The organism is Paenibacillus sp. URB8-2 (assembly GCF_013393385.1).
Classification (GTDB): domain Bacteria; phylum Bacillota; class Bacilli; order Paenibacillales; family Paenibacillaceae; genus Paenibacillus_AQ.
The window spans coordinates 1,779,763-1,797,829 of sequence record NZ_AP023239.1 but is presented as its reverse complement, the minus strand read 5'-3'; the positions used below and the strand labels follow the sequence as shown (position 1 = coordinate 1,797,829).

Genomic DNA, 18,067 nt, shown 5'->3' with positions numbered 1-18,067 from the left:
AATCACCCCTATTTCAGAATCAAATTCCCATCATGATCAAGTCTTGCATGGAGATGCTCGCTTTCTTCGGTGAGTTGAATAGACCTCTTGCCGATTTGGACTACGGTTCCTTCGAAGGCTTTGCGGATTTTGATGGACGAGCCTTCAGGGACGTGAAGCTTGGTTCCGATGCTTCCCGGTGTTCCGGCTTCGTTAACGATCAATCCTTTGTTGGCAAAGTAAACGCCACCCCTGAGAAACCCGAAAATCTCCATAAAGCCCTGGCAATAAACCATACTGTTATAACAGCCTTTACTTACGCTGAGATCTCCGCCGCAGTAGATGTGGCTGCTGTGGGAGTAATTGAATTTGGCAAATACATTGTTCTCCGAAGGAGCTTCCACGACGGAATGCAGGTACTCCGTTTTTTGCCTAAATCGCTCCAGATCCTCAAGTCCCCGGAATTGGCTGCTTAATGGATTCAAAAAACCGCTCTTGAGCTCTTGGGAATAATTGATCCAGTCCTCCTCCAGATGCGCCTTGTTCGAGTCAATCTTCTCAGCTAATTGGACCAGCACGTTATTCAGCACTTTGAACTTTCCCTTTAACAGAACATTCAATAAATGACGGAAGCCGGAAGTCTTGAAATCCGTCATTTTAAATGCAGCCGCATGGCTGATTTGATCGACAGCAACCTTCAAAAAACCGATTTTATCAGCAATCTCCTTCAGCAGCGGCTCCATTTCCGCGTTCAGCAGGTTTCCCTTTCCAATCGTGATCTTGCCGGAAATCAGGTTCGCATGCACAATAAGCGATTGCGATGCGTTAATATTCGCCATATTCACGTTGCCATGGACAACAACACTGCCGCTGGTTTCGACCTTCATATTGTCCTGAACCGAACCGGTAATTTCGACATTTCCCTGGAAATGAATATTTCCGGTCTCCATGTTCACATCCCCCGCATGCATCAATAAAGGGAGGATCGACACGCGGATTCGGGTGCCCTGCTGGTGAACCTGGGGCATGCCGGACATTATGGCGACCACCTGCGAACCATTGTCGGTCCAAACGGTACCCCGACCCTCAACCGGTATTACTTCATGGATCGGAGAAGGCGGTACCGGTTCACCTTTGACATTGATCCCCGGCACACCGGGAACCGGCGGCATGACATAACCGAGCACTTGCCCCTCGTTAACTGTCGGAAACTCTTTAATCTCCCGGTAGTCGACAGTCCCATCCTTCCGCCGCTTCGGCTTAACGAATCTGGCGCTGGTATCAAACGTCATTTCAAAGCTTCCATCTTTTCCTTCTATGGGCCACTGCCCTTCCGCAATGAGGTATGAGCCGGGAATTGACGTATTGCATGCATCCATTATTTTTTCATGATTAATTCCTTGAACTACTCCCATCTCCCTCAACAGCTTCAGCACCTCGCCAGTCTCAATGGGATGGGGGATTGCTAATTCTTCCAACTCCAGAATAGCATGGCTGCTGGGCTCGGAATCCCGCAAGCTCCGAAGCAACCGGTAGCCGGGTTGGACCTGAATGGTCACCTCCATAAACGGATCATCTGCTGTAATCTTGAAGACGGGTTCGATCAGCTCGTCTATCAGTTCGGCGGTAATATGATCGTGTTCCGTTACAAGCACGGTTTTTTCAACCGGAATTCCATTTTTCATTATTTTCACGTGCTTGAGGGGACTGATCAGCGGATAATTATCAGGCGCCGCAAGCGCCTTGATCTGTCCGTCTTCCACCCAGACCTTTCCGATATTTGAAGCAGGGCCGGGTTTATCCTGAACAGGTGAAGCCTGACCAAGACGGATTGGCTGCTCATCCACCCCGATGCTTAGAAGCAGCCCGTTAATGATATCTTCCGGTTCTCTCGCGGGAGGCGATGGCGATGCAAGGACGGCCCGTACGACAGCAGGCTTGGACTTGATTCCCAGCAATCCTTTGGACCCTTGCTCGATAATTTCTAAATTCACTTGTTCTTTGGAAGCGCCGAGCAAATCCAAGGCAAGCTTGACCGCTTCCGAGACCGTTCTTCCTTTTGAAAGGATACTCCGCTCCATATTGCCCCCACCTTTCTGCGCATGCCTGCTATCCCGCAAACCGTGCCAACGAAAGAAAAAAGACTATCCGAAAAGGATAGTCTTATCTTGTAAATTATCCTTTCGGGAACCCGGCTGCCATCTTGTTCACTTTAGGCCCGTGGCTTTGCGTCCCCATCTTTCGAATGGGTTTGCCTTTTTCAGTTAATTGTACAAAGCCAATGACATGAGCTGTTATGGTTCCCTTGATTTCAAATGAACGGAAATGATGCAGACATCATCCCTGTTATGGGTCACAAAGCCCTCAATCTCATCCAAAAATCGTGCATTCGGCAGATTTTGTACAGCCATTGCATGCTCCTCCAGCTGCAGAATTCCTTGTTTGATGGACGAGCCGGGGATTTCGACCAATCCGTCCGTATACAGCAGGACCTTGGACGGCTTTTGAATCAGCCAAGACTTTTTTGCACTGTTTATTTCCTTTTTAATGCCAATCGGGATTGTAGTAACCTCAAGATGAAAGGGTTCTCCCTCGTTCGTGAATATCACCCCCGGAGGATGACCTGCATTAAAGTACTCAATGAGGTTGGCGTGGTAATCGATTAATAGGTAAATAGCGGTGAAGTATACCGTATGCTTGCTGTTTTTGAACAAATTGAGCAGCAGCTTGTTCAATTCTTCGCAAACCAAACTCGGTTCTACCAGACGTACAATAACTTCTTCCAGCAGCGAGCGTACGGACATGCTGATCAGCGCCGAGGATAGGCCGTGACCGGACACATCCATCAATAGCACGCCATATTTCTGATCATCGATCCGCGTCCAAAAGAACATATCGCCCGATACTTCTTCAGACTGGATATATTTTGCGTTAATCTGAAGATTCCGGTCATCAATCGGAGAGCTCAGGACGCTTTTTTGCAAATGCTTAGCCAATTGAAGTTCCTTGCGCAGCCGGTTCTCTCTATTCTTACGAATGTCGGTTTCCCTTTTTAAATGAAGGGCGGATTTCACCCTTGCCAGAAGCTCGTACTCGGGTCGACCTCTTTCAATAAAGTCTGTCCCGCCAGCATTGAAGGCTTCCTTTAAGTGACCGCGCTTGCCTGTCAAAAAAATAACGGGTAAATCCGAGTAAATAGGATGTTCTTTAATGATTTTGCATGCCGCAATCCCATCCATTTCGGGCATCTCAATATCCAGCAGTATGAGGGCCACAGGCGCCGGCCGGCGAGGGACGTTTCCATCTGCAATTCCAAGTATCTTAAAAGCTTCATGAGCAGAGCTTACAGTCTGAATATTGTTGTAGCCTGCTCCAACTAACACATTCCTGATATAAAGGAGATTAAAATTGGAATCATCGACAATTAATATACTCATAACGCTGCTCCTCAAGGTATGTTAATTATATCTTCGACATGATATTAAAATTTATTTATAGTAAAATCTTTTATATTTTATTTGAGATAAAATTCTCTTAGCCAAACCAAGCCTAGCTTCGCGGGTTTTCATATATTCGCATAGTTTTGCCGCTGCGAGCGCACACTAACTTCGTCTGCCAAACCCAACGAGAAGGAGTGTTTCAAATGCGCGAAGGTTTGATTTTTGAGATTCGCTATATCCTCGGCAGACTCCGATTGCTCCTTCCAGGACGGTGAGGCCGATTCCTTAACCAACGACAAAAAGCGGCTCCTCTCCCGAACGGGAAAAGAACCGCTATTGATAACTACTGTGAAATTGTCCGGAACGTTCACTTCACAGCCACATAGAACAGCCGCTGCGCATCATTTCCGGCAGAAATCCATTTAAAATCGGCATACATCCGCACCTGGCTGAAGCCGGCTCTCCGCAGCTCTTCCGCCATCCACTCCGGATCATACGCCCGCTGAATATGCACTTCCTCAAACCGGCGATACCGGTCGCTCCCCGGCTCTTCGCTCACGAAGATGGATAAATGATGCTCAATCTCCCGCCTCGGCGCATCCAGCTCACAGGTCCAAATGTACGCTACGGAAGACTCCTCCATCACAAAAGGCTGCTCCTCCGCATAGCTGATCAGCGTGTTTGGATGATGCACATCGAACAGAAAGCTGCCGCCCGGCTTCAATCCATCGTAAGTGCGTTTGAAGACCGACGCGATCCCGTTCTCTTCCAATACATAATTCAGACTATCGCAAAAGGAAATCACGGAGTCCACCGGTTCCGGAAGCTCCCATTCCCTCATGTCCTGTCTGATCCACTGCACGCTTCCCTCCCGTATAAACCGGCGGCCGCGGGGGAGTTCCTCCATCTTCTGCCGCGCCACGGCAAGCATATCCGATGAAAGGTCAATTCCCGTCATATGATATCCCGCCTCGGCCAGCGGAATCGTGAGGCTGCCGGTGCCGCAGCCCAGCTCGGCCACGGTCTTCGGCTTTCCGAGCCGCTCCCAGGCGGTCTCGGCAAAAGCTAGCCACTGCGGATACGGCATATCGGCCATCAGTTCATCGTAGACATAAGCAAATTTTCCATAGGAGGACACTCACCACACCGCTCTTTCCATTGCCGTCTTATTCGGCAGAGTTTCCGCGGCTTTCGCCGCCCTGTTTACCGGAAGCCGGATCGGCCTTCTCTGCCTGTACCAGATACGTCCAGCTCTCCTTCTGGGTGATGAGACCTTCCTTCATCAGCTTGCCGAGCGCGCGCTTGAACGCCGCCTTGCTGATTCCGAAACGCTGTTTGATGATATCCGGCGGCGTCGCATCCGAATAGGGCATTCCTCCGCCCGGGCGGTTCTTCAGGAACTCCAGAATCTTCTCGGAGTCGATATCCATTCCCACTTCCTTGCGCTGGGCCATGGACAGATTGATTCGCCCGTCCTCCCGGATGTGCGCCACCCGGGCTTCAAACTCCTCACCTAAGCGAAGCAGCCTAGGCCGTTCGGAGGAATGGATCATACCGATGGCGCCAAAGCCCAGAACGCCTCCGTCCACAATGACGAAAGTGCCCATTTGAAGCGGCTTGTACACCCGGGCCTTCATCCACTGGCCCTTCCAGCTCGTAGGCGCCGGGAATGTCAGCGGAGCAAGCTCCTGTTCGCCCGCAAGCTTGGCCCGCAGCCGCCCCTGCTTGTCATGCTCCATAATGACGAATACACGGTCGCCTACCTGGGGATGCAGCTCCTTCAGTTCAGGGAGCTCGCGGATGGGCAGAAGCAGTTGGCGGCCAAGCCCCATTTCCAAGAAGCATCCCAGCCGGGGGTGAACGTCCGCCACTTCCAGCAAGGCCAGCTCTCCAAGCGTAAGATACGGTTTCTTCATCGTCGCCGCGAGGCGGTCTTCAGTATCGAAGAACAGGAATACTTCGATGTGGTCGCCCGGCTTAATTTTCTCCGTAAGCTCCGTGTAATGCAGCAGCACATCCTGGTCGCCCGCGTTCAAAAAATAACCGTAGGGAGAAACTTCCCGCGCCACTTCCAGCGTCATGATCGTTCCGGCGATCAGGCTCATACGTGTTCCACTACCTTCGCGTCGGACCACAAACGCTCGATATTATAATATTCGCGCTCGTCCCGGTGGAAGATATGGACGACTACATCGCCCAAATCCATCAGCACCCAGCGCGCGGAATCCATTCCTTCGATTCCCCGGATCAAGGCTCCAGCTTCCTGGGCAACCTTGCGAACCTCGGTAGCGATAGCTTGAACCTGGGTGTCAGAATTACCGTGACAAATAATGAAAAAATCGCTGATCAGCGAAATGCCCCGCAAATCGAGGGCAACGACGTTCATCGCTTTTTTATCTTCGACTGCGTTCAGCGCGAGCCGCAGCAGTTCTTGGGATTGTATGGTCATTCATTTTCCTCCAATACTCTTACTAGATCGTTTCTTGCCATTACCGTAAGCGGAAACACAATCTTCCGTTTCTCCAGCAGCAGACTGATCGTGGAATCGAATCCAGCGACAAGCCCCGCCTCCAGACTGGATTTCGCCAGCTTGCGGATACGGTCAACACCGGGAAAATCGCGGCCGGGCTCAATGTAATCGGCCAGACAGACGATTTTGTCCATCAGGGTCATGCCTTCCCGGCCTGAGGTATGATAGCGGATGGCGTCAAGCACTTCCGCATCCTTGATGCCATACTCCGTCTCCGCGACGAAGGCCCCCACCTCCGCATGCCACAGCTGCTTGTCATAGGACAGCAGTTCCGGCGAAAGATGGTTTTGCTCAATAATCCCGCGCTGCCGTTCGACCGGCCAATATTTCGCCACATCATGCAAAGTCGCCGCCAGCTCGGCGCGCTCCGGATCTCCGCCATACTTTTTGGCCAGCTTTACCGCCGTTTCCATAACGCCCAGCGTATGCTTCCAACGTTTCTCCGGCATCTGCGTGGATACCGATTTAATCAACGCTTCGCGGCTGTACTCCATACAAATTCCCCCTTTGCACGTAGTCGTATACCGCTTCCGGCACCATATACCGGATCGATTTCCCGCCTGAGGCCCGCTCCCGGATCATCGTGGAAGAGATATCGACCATCGGCATGTCCGCCAGCAGCACCCTCTCGGCGATATGAACGGGGAGCAGCTCAAGGTCAAGGGGAACCCCCGGCCTGCCCACTCCGATGAAGAAAAGCCGGCGGGCCAGTTCGTCGATTTCCCTCCATTTAGGCAAATACCGCACCATATCCGCGCCGATAATAAAGTAAAAATCCTCGGACGGATAACGCTCCTGCAGCTGCCGCACCGTTTCGATCGTATACGATACTCCTCCGCGCACAATCTCCCAATCGAGGATGCGGAAAGATTCGTCGTTCTTGATCGCCTCGCGCACTAGTTCTAGCCTTTCTCGGCCGGAAACGCCTGCAGCATGCTTATGCGGCGGGATATGCGAAGGCATAAACCATACCTGTTCCAGCCCGAAGGCATCCCTGGCCGTCTCCGCAGCCAGCATATGGCCGATATGAATGGGATCGAAGGTTCCGCCCATAATGCCGACCTTCACGCCCCCACCTCCCTGCAAAATAGCTCCTTGCGGCGGCCTTCTCAACAAGACTGCCAGCCAAGAAGAAACGGCTTCGCCGTCCTCTGGAAGAGGAAGGCATCCGTTTCTCGTAAAAATATCAGGTTAAGGATAAGCGCGAAGCTTATACTTTCTGATATTTCAAAGAATGCGGTTGCGTCACACCCGCTTATTCAGACGCCCGACTTCAGCGAGGCAGTTCGATCGTTTTGTTGTCACGCGATTCCTTGTACAGAATGATCGTCTTTCCAATGACCTGTACAAGCTCGGAGCCGGACTGCTCCGCAAGCTCGGTGCCTATCTCCTTCGGATCCTCGGCGCAGTTGTTCAGCACGCTGATTTTCATCAGCTCGCGCTTTTCAATCGCCTCCTCGATATGACGGATCAGATGCTCGTTAACGCCGCCCTTCCCGACCTGAAACACTGGATCGAGGTGATGGGCAAGCGAGCGAAGATAGCGCTTTTGTTTGCCGGTTAACATCATGTATGCATACTCCTTATTTATCAACTATTATTACCCGAAAATCCATTATTTTATTTGCTTCATGTCGCTTTGTCAGACACCGAGACTGTTCATCAGCGCCTCGCGCATCACATCGACCGGAGCGGGCATTCCCGTCCAATATTCCAGAGCGTAAGCTCCCTGATAGATGAACATGCCCACGCCTCCGTGAATGGTGCAGCCCCGTCTGCTGCGGCTTTCCAGCAGCAGACGGGTATGAAGCGGGTTGTAGATCAGATCGCTGACGACGATTCCCTCCGGAATGATATCCGGATCTATCGGCATATCGCCGGTATGGGGATGCATCCCTACCGAAGTCGTGTTAATCAATATGTCCGTACCGCCGATGTATCGCCCGATCTGGTCCAATCCAATGCCTTTGATATCGCCGCGGCTCTTCCAGTCTTCCGCAAGCCTTTTGGCCTTCTCCTCGTCGCGGTTCACTATAATCACCGCTGAAGGGCTTTCCTGAAGCAGCGCGTCGACAATGCCTCTTGACGCGCCGCCCGCGCCGATAATCATAATTCTCTTTCCGGAAAGCTCGGAGACCGCCTCCGATTTCAGAGAACGCACATACCCTATTCCATCCGTATTGTAACCGGTCAAAATGCCGTTGTCGTTAACAATGGTATTTACGGCGCCGATGGCTTCCGCAGCTCGGTCCACTCTGTCGAGGTGTTCGATGACCGCCAATTTGTGCGGAAGAGTCACGTTTATGCCCCGGAAATTCAGCGTACGGATCGCCTGGATCGTCTCTCCCACTTTACCTTGAGCTACATGTAAAGGCACATAGGCCCCTTGAATTCCAAGCGCGTTCAAGCCTGCCGTATGCATAACCGGCGATTTGGAATGTGAAATGGGCGAGCCTATAACCCCTAATAGAATATTTCCGCTTGGCGAAGGCCAGGCGGCAGCTGTAACTGTCATGAGCGTCCTCCTTCAATTAAATCAGCGAAGGGCGAACCAGCACTTTCACGCCCCGCGGGACATGGACAGCCACAACCGCGCCTTCGGTTCCGTTCATTTTTATCCAGCCAAGACCGGAAATAAATACATCGCTGCGGCTTCCTCTGGCAATTCTGAATTCATGCCGCTGCCAGGAGGGAAGTTTATCGACATCGTCTTTTGCCGGGGGGGACAGCATTTCGCCGCGGTGATCCCGGTACAGATCGTCAGCCCGCTCCAGCTTGGTGCGGTGAATATTCAAGCTGCCGCTGATGAAGCAGGTGAACGATTGATGCTCGCCCTGCACGAAATCAAACCGGCCCAACCCGCCGAAAAAGAGCGTCTGTCCCGCGTTTAATTGGTACACCGCCGGTTTTAGCGGCTTCGCGGGCATAACCGCATCCAAATCCCGCCGCTCAACCAGCTCGCTATAGCGCCAAGGATAGACGATCCCCGGTGTGTCGATGATGTGATGACCGTCGTCAAGAGGAATCTTGACGCTGTCAAGCGTCGTTCCGGGATACCGGGACGTCGTCAACTCCTGCTCCAGATCGCTATAGTCTGAGATGAGCCGGTTGATCAGCGTGGACTTGCCTACGTTGGTCGCGCCCACAACAAATACGTCGCGGCGGCCGCGCAGCGAAGACACCGAAGCCAGCAGCCGGTCGAAGCCTTGTCCGCGCTTGGCGCTGCATAGCACGATTTCCTCCGTCTTCAGTCCAAGCTCCTTGCTGCGCTGCTGGACCCAGTTGCGCAGCTTGTTCCAGTTGGTCACCTTTGGCAGCAAATCGCATTTGTTCACGGCCAGAATGACCGGATTGCTGCCGACGAACCGCTGCAGTCCCGAAATCAGACTGCCCTCAAAGTCGAACAGATCGACGATGTGGACGACAAGCGCGTTCTTCTCTCCGATGCCGGAGAGCAGGCGAAGAAATTCGTCCTGATCCACTGAAACTGAGGAGACCTCGTTATAATTTTTGATGCGGAAGCACCGCTGGCAAACGACGGGCTCCCGGTCATAAGCCGCCTCCGGCAGGTATCCGGGCCGGTCCCGGTTGTCCGTCTGCAGTTTAACACCGCAGCCGCTGCAGCTGACGGGACGCTGCGGTTCGATCTGTTCGTTCATTCGTGTTGTTCCTCCTCATGCCACAATCCTTGTTTGCGCAATCTGGTCAGCGCGATCCGTTCCACACGGCGGTTGATGCGTGTGCCAATTCCCTCGTCCTCCGGAGAAATCGGCAGAACCAGGACGGTATACAGCCCCAGTCGGTTGCCTCCATATACATCCGTCAGCATTTGGTCGCCGACCACGATCGTGCTTTCCGGCGCAAGGTCCATCAGCTTCATAGCCTTGCGGAAGGGCGCGTTGGTCGGCTTGCGCGCTCCATGGACGAATTCGATGTTCAGCGGCGTCGCAAACCGCGAAACGCGGTCCATATTATTGTTGGATACGATCACCAGCTTAAAGCCGAGCTGCTTCACCTTCTCGAACCACTTCAGCAGCTCCGGCGTGGCCAGTGGCGCCTTGGCGCCCACCAGCGTGTTGTCCAGATCGGTAATGATGCCCCGGTAACCCTTCGAATACAGATCCTCGAGATCAATATCGAACACCGTATTCACCCGCAGTCTGGGGACAAGCATTTCAAACATACGTTCACCTCGATTTCATACGACAAACTATATCATAATCTTTACGCTTCGGAAATGACTGTTGGACGGGGAAATCCACACCGCCTGCACTCAATTCGCCCGCATCAGATTTTTACGCAGCCGCAAAGCTTCAGTATACACCGACTGCCAATCTTTGTCTTCAATTACTTCCGGGCTGTACTTCGCCTTCTCGAACCAGCCGAGCAGTGCCACAAGCGCAGCCGAAGCTCCGGGACGCTCGCCGCTCCAGCGGAAGACCGATTCCCTCAACGTCTCATGCTTCTCTCTGGCAAAGCCTTTTCGGCGCATAAACGCAACCCAGCGCTCCGTCTCGGCCACGATCTTCTCGGCCGGAGTCAGCGGCCGTCCGCTGCGCATTCGCTGCAGCAGGAAGCGAAGATTGAACCGGTGATTCCACATCAGGTACGCCGTCCAACCCGCAACGATGACAGCTGCTGCGGCAACAGTCCACGTTCTTGCGGACAAGCTGTTCTCATTAGCGTCCTGACCGGCAGCCTGCTCTGGATCCTGCGTGTTCCCGCCGGGAGGCTCGGAAGCCTCCGGCTCCGGATCGGACTCGCTTTGCGTCAGCATTGGAGCATTGAAGCCGGGTGTCGCCTCCACCGGAATCCACCCGTAGTCCCCGAAGTATACCTCGGCCCAAGAATGGGCGTCTGCATTGGTGATCGTGTAGTTATTGTTAACAGTCTGCCCATTCCGCAGCGCAAGGCTATCGGGAAGCTGGGCCTGCTCGCCGGGCGCATAGCCTTTGACCCAGCGGGCCGGAATATTCAGCGAACGGGCCATGGTCACGAGAGCGGTGGAATAATAATCGCAGTAGCCCTCTTTGATTTCAAACAGAAAGCTTTCCACAAAATCCCTGCTTTTTTTGCGGGAAAGGTCGGGTTCATTCGTATAAGGAAACGTTTGTTGTAAGTATTGTTGCAGAAGCAGCGTCTTTTCATACGGAGTCTGCGCAGTTGCCGTAACTTCCTCAGCCAGCCTCCGCACATTTTCAGGGAAATTGTCCGGAAGCTGCAGAAACTGGTTCGAAATATCCTTTCCGCCGTAAAGCTCTGAGAACGTCTTGGAGCTCAGCTCTTCGACCGGAACGACGGGCAGCTCGGAAGTCAGTACATACGTTTTGGGGTACGCGGAAGAGCTTGACCCGTTGATGACCAGTTCTCCGTCCCGGCTTCGCCACAATATGCCCTGCGCCTCTTTTTCCCCGTCAATCGATTCGATCTTGGAAATGGAATAGGCGCCGAACAGCACCGGATACCGGTTGTTGCCCAGCATTCGGACGGTATATTGCAGCTCCTGGGTCTCGGTGGCAGCGGCATAATCGTTCTCCAGGGTCTGTCCCGCCTCCGCCGGCTCCAGGCCGTTTTGCCTGCTGCGGATATTGTCGCTCCAGCCTCTGCCGGAGTAGACGCTTCTTGTCTCTCCGCGCATATAAATGCGCGAATCCGAAGTGACCGACATCACCGGAGAGTAATCGAAGGCGAAGCCGCCTCCGAGATTGGAATCATTGAGACTGTAGCCGGAAGCCGTTCCTGCCGCCCCCGTGCCGCTTGTTCCGGTTCCGGCCTTTGCGGCGCTTTTGTTTTGCGGCGGACCGGAGCCGTTCCACTCCCTCCAGGCTGTATAAGGATCTGTCAGCGTAGGCTTAACCGTCGGCGCATTGACGCCGGTAAGAATGACCAGCGCAAAAATAACGGCGATATTGACCGCTATTTTCAGCGGATAATCGAGCAGATACTTCCAGCTTCTTGGATAGCGCCGCTGAAAGCTCTTCAAATGATTGCTGACAAGCCAGCCCAGCCCGGCGAACACCGTCCATGCAACTTCCTGCCACAGCACCGAAGGCGTGAACGAATCCAGCGCAGCGAAAGCGGCGATGTTCATCCCGATAAACAGCAGAATGCGGCTCTTGGTCGTCACCAGGAGAGAGGCCGACAGCATAAGGGCCCAGGCAACCAGCGCGAACCAGAGATACGGCGTCATCTGCGAAAATATTCCGGGCAGCCGTTCGCCGAGCGAATCCGAAGGATAAGGGATGAAAAGGCCGTAATATTGAACGGTCCGGTATACGGTGTACAGAACAGCGGCCGCTTCAAGCAAAATCCGGTAGAAGACGGAAAACGGAAGCAGAATTTCAATACCCGCCGCTATCGTTAGCGAGATCAGCACTGCGGCGCTGGTCTGCTGCAGCCAGATCGGATCAGTAAAGGAAAGCCACTGAAGCGCTATGATTAATATCCAAAGCAGACTTAAGGAATGATGCCATGACGATTTCAGAAGGTTCCACCAGTTCTTCATCCTCAGTTCCCTCCCAGCGCGCCCGGCAGCTCATGAAGCGCGCTCACCTTGTACCCGATGACGCCGTGGGATTGCAGCTCATCCTGCCAGTCGCCGCGGCGCATACCGGGCGGATTCTGGACTTGAATATGGCAGGGAGTCATTCCCATGCCCTCGGCCCAGCGCAGCGTTCTCAGCACATTCTCGCCGGTCTGCGGGCTGATCAATACGAAATAGGCGCCTTTGGGAAACATCCGGCTGCTCTTTTCCAGTCTCGGAACAAGCGGCCCTTTCCCCTCGCCGTTGATATCGATGAGGTATTGAACCATCTTCTGCCTCTCCGTCCCGCTTTCGGCGGGAGCGAACACTTTGGTGTTCCTGTCGAGGCAGCACATTCCGATGCCGATCCGTTCCCGGATCCCGTAGCCGAGAAGCGAAGCCACCGTAGACACGGCAAGCTCAAATTGCGCGGATGAGGAATAAGCGGATGAGGTTCCGTCGAGAATAAGCATCGTTTTGGGCAAGGATTCATGTTCAAACTCTTTGGATTTCCATGCTCCCGTCTTGGCTGTCGCATTCCAGTGAATCCGGCTCATGCGGTCGCCGTAGACGTAATCGCGGACGCCGTTGATTTGCGTCGTCTCCCGGCGGGACGGGGACAGCGAAGCCTGGGGTCCGGAAAGACGGGAATTCCGCTCATACAGCATCCATCTGGGGATATGGACGATGCGCGGAAGCACCCTGAACTGTCCCTGAGCCAGAAAGGTTCCTCTGTGCTCGACCAGCCCGAAAATATCCTCGCTGGCAACCTCCGTATCGGAAAAAGTATAACGGCCCCGTTCCAAAGGAGGCGTCTGGAATTTGAGCTCTCCCCGCCCCCTGAAGTTCGGAACAACGCTCTCCTCGAAGACCCACGACTCTCCGTTATGCCTTTTGAGCATTTCGCGGACAATGATAAAGGGCAGGGGCAAAAAGCCCGGAAGCGCGATTTCAAGCTTGACCCGCAGATGCCCGCCCGCATGCAGCACATCCAGCTTGTCTCCATCTCCGGACAGGGTACGGGCGCCCCGCGCTCTGCGCACTCCGGCAAAACCGCCGGCGAGCAAATACGCCAGCAGCACCGAAACCATAGTGAACAGCATAAACGACGTTTTGCCGCCTTGAAACAGCACATACAACAGAGTAACACACCAAACCGCGAAGATGCCGGCCAGCTTCGCCGGGAGCCTCACGGCGGCTGCGGACAAATAGCGTCTCATACTATTGCCTCATCGTAACAGGCACCTGAATGCTCTGCAGAAGATTGGCGAGCAGAGTATCCGAGCTGACGCTATCCAATCGGGATTCGGGACGGAGCAGAATGCGGTGGCCGAGCGTATAAGGCGTCAGCGACTTCACATCATCCGGCAGCACATAATCGCGCTGCTGCAGAAAGGCATAGGCTTTGCATGCCATCATAAAAGACAGCGCGGCGCGGGGGCTTGCCCCGAGCATAACCAGCGGATGCCCTCTCGTTCCGCGGACGATGTCGAGCAGATAGCCGAGAACCGGCTCGCTGATATAGACTTCGCGGATTTCCTGTTGGATCGAGGCGATCTGCTCCATTCCCGCAACCGGCTGGAGCCTGTCCACGGGCTGGCCCTCCTGGTGGGTCAGAAGCAGGTTTCTCTCCGTGGCCGCATCGGGGTAGCCAAGGCTGATCCGCAGCATGAAGCGGTCGAGCTGCGCTTCCGGCAGCGTGTAGGTGCCTTCGAAATCAATCGGGTTCTGCGTGGCGCACAGCATGAACGGATGCGGAAGCTCGTAGGTCTCGCCGTCCACCGTCACATTGCGCTCCTCCATAACCTCAAGCAGCGCGGACTGCGTCTTCGTGGTAGCCCGGTTAATTTCGTCGGCGAGCAAAATATTGGTCATTACCGGCCCCGGACGGAAGTGGAACATCTCGTCCCTGGGATGATACACCGAGACCCCGGTAATATCGCTCGGCAGAATGTCGGGATTGCACTGAATCCGCCGGTAGTCGCCGGAAATGGATCTTGCAAGCGCGCGGATCAGCTGGGTTTTGCCCGTTCCCGGCACATCCTCGATCAGGACATGGCCGCCTGCTAGCAGTGCCGTCAGCAGCAGCTCTATTTCAAACGTTTTTCCGAGAATACAGGATTCCAAATTGGCGCGGACAGCATTTACGGTATGCATCGATTCTTGGCGTACGGGCATATATAGTAAACCTCCTATGTCAGGATAAACGGTATGCTTACTATTTTACATGATTAAGAGGGGCAAAGTACATTCGACAGGGCTCCCGAAACGAAGAAAACGCGTACATATATACGTATTTTTTATTTGCACAGTAATAAGCCTGCCCCACCGCAAATATTTCGCTCTATTAAGCAGGATTCCCAAAAAATTCAAAGAATCATTCCATTGACAATATTTCATTCAAGGTTGGGGGTCCGGTATGAACGCGGAACAGCGCAAGACATGGAATGAGGATCACAAACGGTTGACAGCCATGATTCTTATCCCCCGGGAGCATAAGGAAGCGGTCGTACTGCTGCTGAGGCAGCATGCCCTGCTGTATGAGGGCTACGGGGATGCGGACGGTTCTGCGGATTATGGAGAACTGATTCTTAAGGGGACCCGGGAAGAAGAACTGAGGCATTATCCGGTAAAATCCCCCGACACGCGGAATTCCATCATTTGGCATCTGTGGCACAGCGCCAGGGTGGAGGATATCACCATGAACATGCTTGTTGCCGGCACGGGACAGGTCCTGGATAAGAGCGGGATGCTTCAGAGTCTGAATATCCCGTTCTCCCATTCCGGCAACGAAATGACCGAAGCGGAGATGGCCAAGCTGAGCGCGGAAATTTCAATCGAAGGTCTGCTTGCTTACCGGCGGGCCGTCGGGCGGAGAACGCAAGAGATCATAGCTTCGCTTGAGCCGGGACAGTTCAGACATAAAGTAGATGCGGGGCGGATCATGGCTATTCGGGAGCAAGGCGCGGTTACGGAAAGATCGGACTGGCTGGCCGAATACTGGAGCGGCAAAACGATAGGCGGCTTGATGCTGATGCCTGCGACACGGCATAACTTCGTTCATCTTAACAAAGCGCTGCGGATCAAAAGCAAGCTGCAGCGGCGCCGGTAACCGGCCAGGAACGCTGGAGAGATATCCTTCTTCGGCAAGAAGAAACGGCTTCGCCGTCCTTTAGGAGCTTAAGCTTCCGAAGTAGCGATACGAGTATCGCTTTTAGGTACCGTTTCTCGTAGAAATATAAGACCAAATGATAAGCGCACAGCTTATACGTTCTTATATTTACAAAAAGAACCCGCCGGAAGCCATGTCCCGGCGGGTTGTTCCATTCAGCCTTTTGGCCGCACGAGCAGCGCGGCCAGGAAAGAAAATACGATCGCCGAGGATATACCCGCGCTCGTAATGTTGAATATCCCAGTGACTACACCGATCCAGCCAACCTGTTCTAACTCAATAAGCGCGCCGTGCACCAGCGAGTTGCCGAAGCTGGTAATCGGCACCGATGCGCCCGCGCCGGCGAATTTCACGAGCGGATCGTATATTCCGACCGCGTCCGCTATCGCCCCGGCGACCACGAGCGTGCTCATCGTATGCGCCGGAGTCAGCTTGACCACATCGTACATCAGCTGACCGACCACGCAGATCAGGCCTCCGACTATAAACGCCCAAACAAAAATCATGCTTGTTCACCTCCGCTCTCCAGTGCAACGGCATGCGCTATGCAAGGGATGCTCTCGCCCTGCTGGAAAGTCAGCGGGGAGAGAAGCGCTCCTGTCGCAACGACAAGGACCCGCTTCAGTTGTCCTTTTTTCATGCGCTTCAGGATATGTCCGTAGGTGACAGTAGCCGAACAGCCGCAGCCGCTCCCCCCCGCAATGACATATTTCTGTGTTTCCCGGTCGTAAATCATCAGGCCGCAGTCGGAAAATTCGGTCTGCTCCATTGGAATGCCTTCCTTGGCGAGCAGTTCCTTGGCGATGGGCAAGCCGACCGAAGCAAGGTCGCCGGTCACGATTAAATCGTAATAACCCGGAGACAGCCCTGTATCGCGAAAATGCGCCGTGATCGTATCCGCGGCCGCGGGCGCCATCGCGGAGCCCATATTAAAAGGGTCCTTTATATCAAAATCCATGACTTTGCCGATGGTTGCGGAAGCGACGAACGGCCCGGTTTGCGTTCCGTCGTTTAGGCCAATAATCGCGCAGCCTGAGCCAGTAACCGTATACTGCGCTGTTGGCGGTTTCTGCGAACCGTATTCGGTAGGATATCGGAATTGCTTCTCCACCGTGCAGTTGTGGCTGGCAGTTCCGGCAAGCGCATATTTCGCTCCACCGGAGTCCACGATCATTGACGCGATCGCCAGACTTTCCATGGAGGTGGAACAGGCGCCGAACACGCCGAGGTACGGAGTGCCGAGCTTTTTTGCGGCGAAGGAAGCGCTGATAATCTGGTTCATCAGATCGCCGCCAACGAAAAATTCCAATTGCTCCTGCTTGATCCCCGCATTAATCAGCGCCAATCGTGCCGCCTTTTCGAACAGCCGCCGTTCCGCCTTTTCCCAGGTGCTTTCGTCCATCTTCAGGCTGTCGTATACGAAGTCGAAATCCGAGGCGAGCGGGCCTTCTCCTTCTTCGGGTCCCACCACCGCCGAAGCGCCGATTATGGCGGGCCGGGATGTGAACTGCCACGTCTGCTTGCCGAGCTGCTTCATATATGTCCTCCTCCATGGCCCAAGAAGATGTAGACGATGCCGATAATGAAGGCGGCCACGACTCCGAAGACAATGACTGAGCCCGCGAGCTTGAACATGTTGGTCGCCATGCCCAGCACAATCCCTTCGGACCGGTACTCCAGCGCCGCCGAGCACATGCTGTTGGCAAACCCGGTAACGGGGACGGCCGTTCCGGCGCCGCACCACTGTGCCAGCTTGTCATATACGCCGAAGCAGGTAAGAATGACGGAGATCAGAATCAGCACGGCTACTGTCGGGCTGGCCGCCTCCCGGGGATTCATGTTGAAGTTGGCCATAAACATTTCCTGTATGGCCTGTCCGATCACGCATATAAGCCCGCCTGACAGGAAAGCGCGAAAGCAGTTTTTCAGTACGGGCCTGGACGGCTCGTGCTTTTTAGCCATTTGCTTATAAGCCTGCGGTGTCAGGGAATCAAGCTGCAGCTTGACCCCCGAACGTTTGGTTTTTGCCGGCAATGAAGGCACCTCCTGTAGTATTGCGAAGGCTGGTCCGCTTGCATACGGCAGTCTGGACCACAATCCGTCTTCGCATCGAAGATTTTCCTTTATTGTTCGCCGTCCGGCTTCTCCTTATGACACGCAAGGCTCAGGAAAAATACAGCAGGAACACAACAAGCAATACAAACAACACCAAAATGAGGATGGCTTCGCGCTCCGCTCTGGATTTCATCATTCCCTCTTTCGCTTCCTTTCAGGGCTTCCGCCTTCTGTACTCCCGAGAGCATTATATTCCCCGTCTTTCCGCCAGGTGTCCTTTTCAGGCGTTATCAAATGCGTATTTCACAATGTCTCCTTCCAATGGACAACCCGGCGCTGAAAGTTCATACTATACGTACGATAAAAAA

General features: G+C 53.9%; 18 protein-coding genes and 1 riboswitch. Of the genes, 1 reads left to right on the top strand and 17 read right to left on the bottom strand.

What is annotated here, in order from left to right; all coding sequences use genetic code 11:
* Positions 1-8: 8 nt before the first annotated feature.
* The 14 genes from PUR_RS08300 to PUR_RS08235 all read right to left on the bottom strand — a co-directional run bounded on the left by PUR_RS08300 (position 9) and on the right by PUR_RS08235 (position 14,650).
* The gene (locus tag PUR_RS08300; protein ID WP_179034840.1) at positions 9-2,060 is read right to left on the bottom strand and encodes a FapA family protein; all 2,052 of its coding nucleotides are present in this window, start codon (positions 2,058-2,060) and stop codon (positions 9-11) included.
* A 101-nt stretch (positions 2,061-2,161) separates the two neighbouring features.
* Positions 2,162-2,245: riboswitch (cyclic di-GMP riboswitch) on the bottom strand.
* Between the two features lie 28 nt (positions 2,246-2,273).
* Positions 2,274-3,416: a fused response regulator/phosphatase gene (locus PUR_RS08295; protein WP_179034839.1), complete on the bottom strand. Its 1,143-nt coding sequence runs from the start codon at positions 3,414-3,416 to the stop codon at positions 2,274-2,276.
* A 370-nt stretch (positions 3,417-3,786) separates the two neighbouring features.
* Positions 3,787-4,557 carry a class I SAM-dependent DNA methyltransferase gene (locus PUR_RS08290; protein ID WP_179034838.1) on the bottom strand — a complete coding sequence of 257 codons (771 nt, stop codon included), beginning with the start codon at positions 4,555-4,557 and terminating at the stop codon, positions 3,787-3,789.
* A 28-nt stretch (positions 4,558-4,585) separates the two neighbouring features.
* Positions 4,586-5,524, bottom strand: coding sequence for a CvfB family protein (locus PUR_RS08285; protein ID WP_179034837.1), 939 nt, complete (start codon positions 5,522-5,524; stop codon positions 4,586-4,588).
* Positions 5,521-5,868 carry a ribosome silencing factor gene (gene rsfS, locus PUR_RS08280; protein ID WP_124694844.1) on the bottom strand — a complete coding sequence of 116 codons (348 nt, stop codon included), beginning with the start codon at positions 5,866-5,868 and terminating at the stop codon, positions 5,521-5,523. The genes PUR_RS08285 and rsfS overlap by 4 nt, the downstream gene beginning before the upstream one ends.
* Positions 5,865-6,443 carry a bis(5'-nucleosyl)-tetraphosphatase (symmetrical) YqeK gene (gene yqeK, locus PUR_RS08275; protein ID WP_179034836.1) on the bottom strand — a complete coding sequence of 193 codons (579 nt, stop codon included), beginning with the start codon at positions 6,441-6,443 and terminating at the stop codon, positions 5,865-5,867. The genes rsfS and yqeK overlap by 4 nt, the downstream gene beginning before the upstream one ends.
* Positions 6,415-7,017, bottom strand: coding sequence for a nicotinate-nucleotide adenylyltransferase (locus tag PUR_RS08270; RefSeq protein ID WP_179034835.1), 603 nt, complete (start codon positions 7,015-7,017; stop codon positions 6,415-6,417). Before PUR_RS08270 ends, yqeK begins: the two co-directional genes overlap by 29 nt.
* Before the next feature lie 205 nt (positions 7,018-7,222).
* Positions 7,223-7,516 (bottom strand): ribosome assembly RNA-binding protein YhbY, encoded by a 294-nt coding sequence (gene yhbY / locus PUR_RS08265; RefSeq protein ID WP_179037806.1) that lies wholly within the window; start codon positions 7,514-7,516, stop codon positions 7,223-7,225.
* A 75-nt stretch (positions 7,517-7,591) separates the two neighbouring features.
* Positions 7,592-8,464 carry a shikimate dehydrogenase gene (locus tag PUR_RS08260; protein WP_179034834.1) on the bottom strand — a complete coding sequence of 291 codons (873 nt, stop codon included), beginning with the start codon at positions 8,462-8,464 and terminating at the stop codon, positions 7,592-7,594.
* A 16-nt stretch (positions 8,465-8,480) separates the two neighbouring features.
* On the bottom strand, positions 8,481-9,608 hold the full coding sequence (gene yqeH / locus PUR_RS08255) for a ribosome biogenesis GTPase YqeH (RefSeq protein ID WP_179034833.1): 1,128 nt from the start codon (positions 9,606-9,608) through the stop codon (positions 8,481-8,483).
* Positions 9,605-10,132 (bottom strand): YqeG family HAD IIIA-type phosphatase, encoded by a 528-nt coding sequence (locus PUR_RS08250; RefSeq protein WP_179034832.1) that lies wholly within the window; start codon positions 10,130-10,132, stop codon positions 9,605-9,607. The genes yqeH and PUR_RS08250 overlap by 4 nt, the downstream gene beginning before the upstream one ends.
* A gap of 90 nt (positions 10,133-10,222) precedes the next feature.
* A complete protein-coding gene (locus PUR_RS08245; protein WP_179034831.1) occupies positions 10,223-12,454 on the bottom strand; it encodes a transglutaminase TgpA family protein in 2,232 nt (743 codons plus the stop codon).
* Between the two features lie 2 nt (positions 12,455-12,456).
* Positions 12,457-13,692 carry a DUF58 domain-containing protein gene (locus tag PUR_RS08240; protein WP_179034830.1) on the bottom strand — a complete coding sequence of 412 codons (1,236 nt, stop codon included), beginning with the start codon at positions 13,690-13,692 and terminating at the stop codon, positions 12,457-12,459.
* A 1-nt stretch (position 13,693) separates the two neighbouring features.
* Positions 13,694-14,650, bottom strand: coding sequence for an AAA family ATPase (locus tag PUR_RS08235; RefSeq protein WP_179034829.1), 957 nt, complete (start codon positions 14,648-14,650; stop codon positions 13,694-13,696).
* A gap of 241 nt (positions 14,651-14,891) precedes the next feature.
* Here PUR_RS08235 and PUR_RS08230 point away from each other — a divergent pair, with 241 nt between their 5' ends.
* Complete coding sequence (locus tag PUR_RS08230; RefSeq protein ID WP_179034828.1) at positions 14,892-15,584, top strand: DinB family protein; 693 nt, start codon at positions 14,892-14,894, stop codon at positions 15,582-15,584.
* A 215-nt stretch (positions 15,585-15,799) separates the two neighbouring features.
* Here PUR_RS08230 and spoVAE read toward each other — a convergent pair whose 3' ends face one another.
* From spoVAE to spoVAC, 3 genes are read right to left on the bottom strand one after another with little or no spacing between them, the layout of a single operon-like run.
* Positions 15,800-16,150, bottom strand: coding sequence for a stage V sporulation protein AE (gene spoVAE, locus PUR_RS08225; protein WP_179034827.1), 351 nt, complete (start codon positions 16,148-16,150; stop codon positions 15,800-15,802).
* The gene (gene spoVAD / locus PUR_RS08220) at positions 16,147-17,181 is read right to left on the bottom strand and encodes a stage V sporulation protein AD (RefSeq protein ID WP_179034826.1); all 1,035 of its coding nucleotides are present in this window, start codon (positions 17,179-17,181) and stop codon (positions 16,147-16,149) included. The genes spoVAE and spoVAD overlap by 4 nt, the downstream gene beginning before the upstream one ends.
* A complete protein-coding gene (gene spoVAC, locus PUR_RS08215; RefSeq protein ID WP_232101764.1) occupies positions 17,178-17,678 on the bottom strand; it encodes a stage V sporulation protein AC in 501 nt (166 codons plus the stop codon). The genes spoVAD and spoVAC overlap by 4 nt, the downstream gene beginning before the upstream one ends.
* Between the last annotated feature and the right edge of the window lie 389 nt (positions 17,679-18,067).

What these genes read in the sequence shown, in the direction of transcription:
- PUR_RS08300 (WP_179034840.1), bottom strand. Translation starts at nt 2,060, where the DNA reads ATGGAGCGGAGTATCCTTTCAAAAGGAAGAACGGTCTCGGAAGCGGTC.
- PUR_RS08295 (WP_179034839.1), bottom strand. Translation starts at nt 3,416, where the DNA reads ATGAGTATATTAATTGTCGATGATTCCAATTTTAATCTCCTTTATATC.
- PUR_RS08285 (WP_179034837.1), bottom strand. Translation starts at nt 5,524, where the DNA reads ATGAGCCTGATCGCCGGAACGATCATGACGCTGGAAGTGGCGCGGGAA.
- rsfS (WP_124694844.1), bottom strand. Translation starts at nt 5,868, where the DNA reads ATGACCATACAATCCCAAGAACTGCTGCGGCTCGCGCTGAACGCAGTC.
- yqeK (WP_179034836.1), bottom strand. Translation starts at nt 6,443, where the DNA reads ATGGAGTACAGCCGCGAAGCGTTGATTAAATCGGTATCCACGCAGATG.
- yhbY (WP_179037806.1), bottom strand. Translation starts at nt 7,516, where the DNA reads ATGTTAACCGGCAAACAAAAGCGCTATCTTCGCTCGCTTGCCCATCAC.
- PUR_RS08260 (WP_179034834.1), bottom strand. Translation starts at nt 8,464, where the DNA reads ATGACAGTTACAGCTGCCGCCTGGCCTTCGCCAAGCGGAAATATTCTA.
- yqeH (WP_179034833.1), bottom strand. Translation starts at nt 9,608, where the DNA reads ATGAACGAACAGATCGAACCGCAGCGTCCCGTCAGCTGCAGCGGCTGC.
- PUR_RS08250 (WP_179034832.1), bottom strand. Translation starts at nt 10,132, where the DNA reads ATGTTTGAAATGCTTGTCCCCAGACTGCGGGTGAATACGGTGTTCGAT.
- PUR_RS08245 (WP_179034831.1), bottom strand. Translation starts at nt 12,454, where the DNA reads ATGAAGAACTGGTGGAACCTTCTGAAATCGTCATGGCATCATTCCTTA.
- PUR_RS08240 (WP_179034830.1), bottom strand. Translation starts at nt 13,692, where the DNA reads ATGAGACGCTATTTGTCCGCAGCCGCCGTGAGGCTCCCGGCGAAGCTG.
- PUR_RS08235 (WP_179034829.1), bottom strand. Translation starts at nt 14,650, where the DNA reads ATGCCCGTACGCCAAGAATCGATGCATACCGTAAATGCTGTCCGCGCC.
- PUR_RS08230 (WP_179034828.1), top strand. Translation starts at nt 14,892, where the DNA reads ATGAACGCGGAACAGCGCAAGACATGGAATGAGGATCACAAACGGTTG.
- spoVAE (WP_179034827.1), bottom strand. Translation starts at nt 16,150, where the DNA reads ATGATTTTTGTTTGGGCGTTTATAGTCGGAGGCCTGATCTGCGTGGTC.
- spoVAD (WP_179034826.1), bottom strand. Translation starts at nt 17,181, where the DNA reads ATGAAGCAGCTCGGCAAGCAGACGTGGCAGTTCACATCCCGGCCCGCC.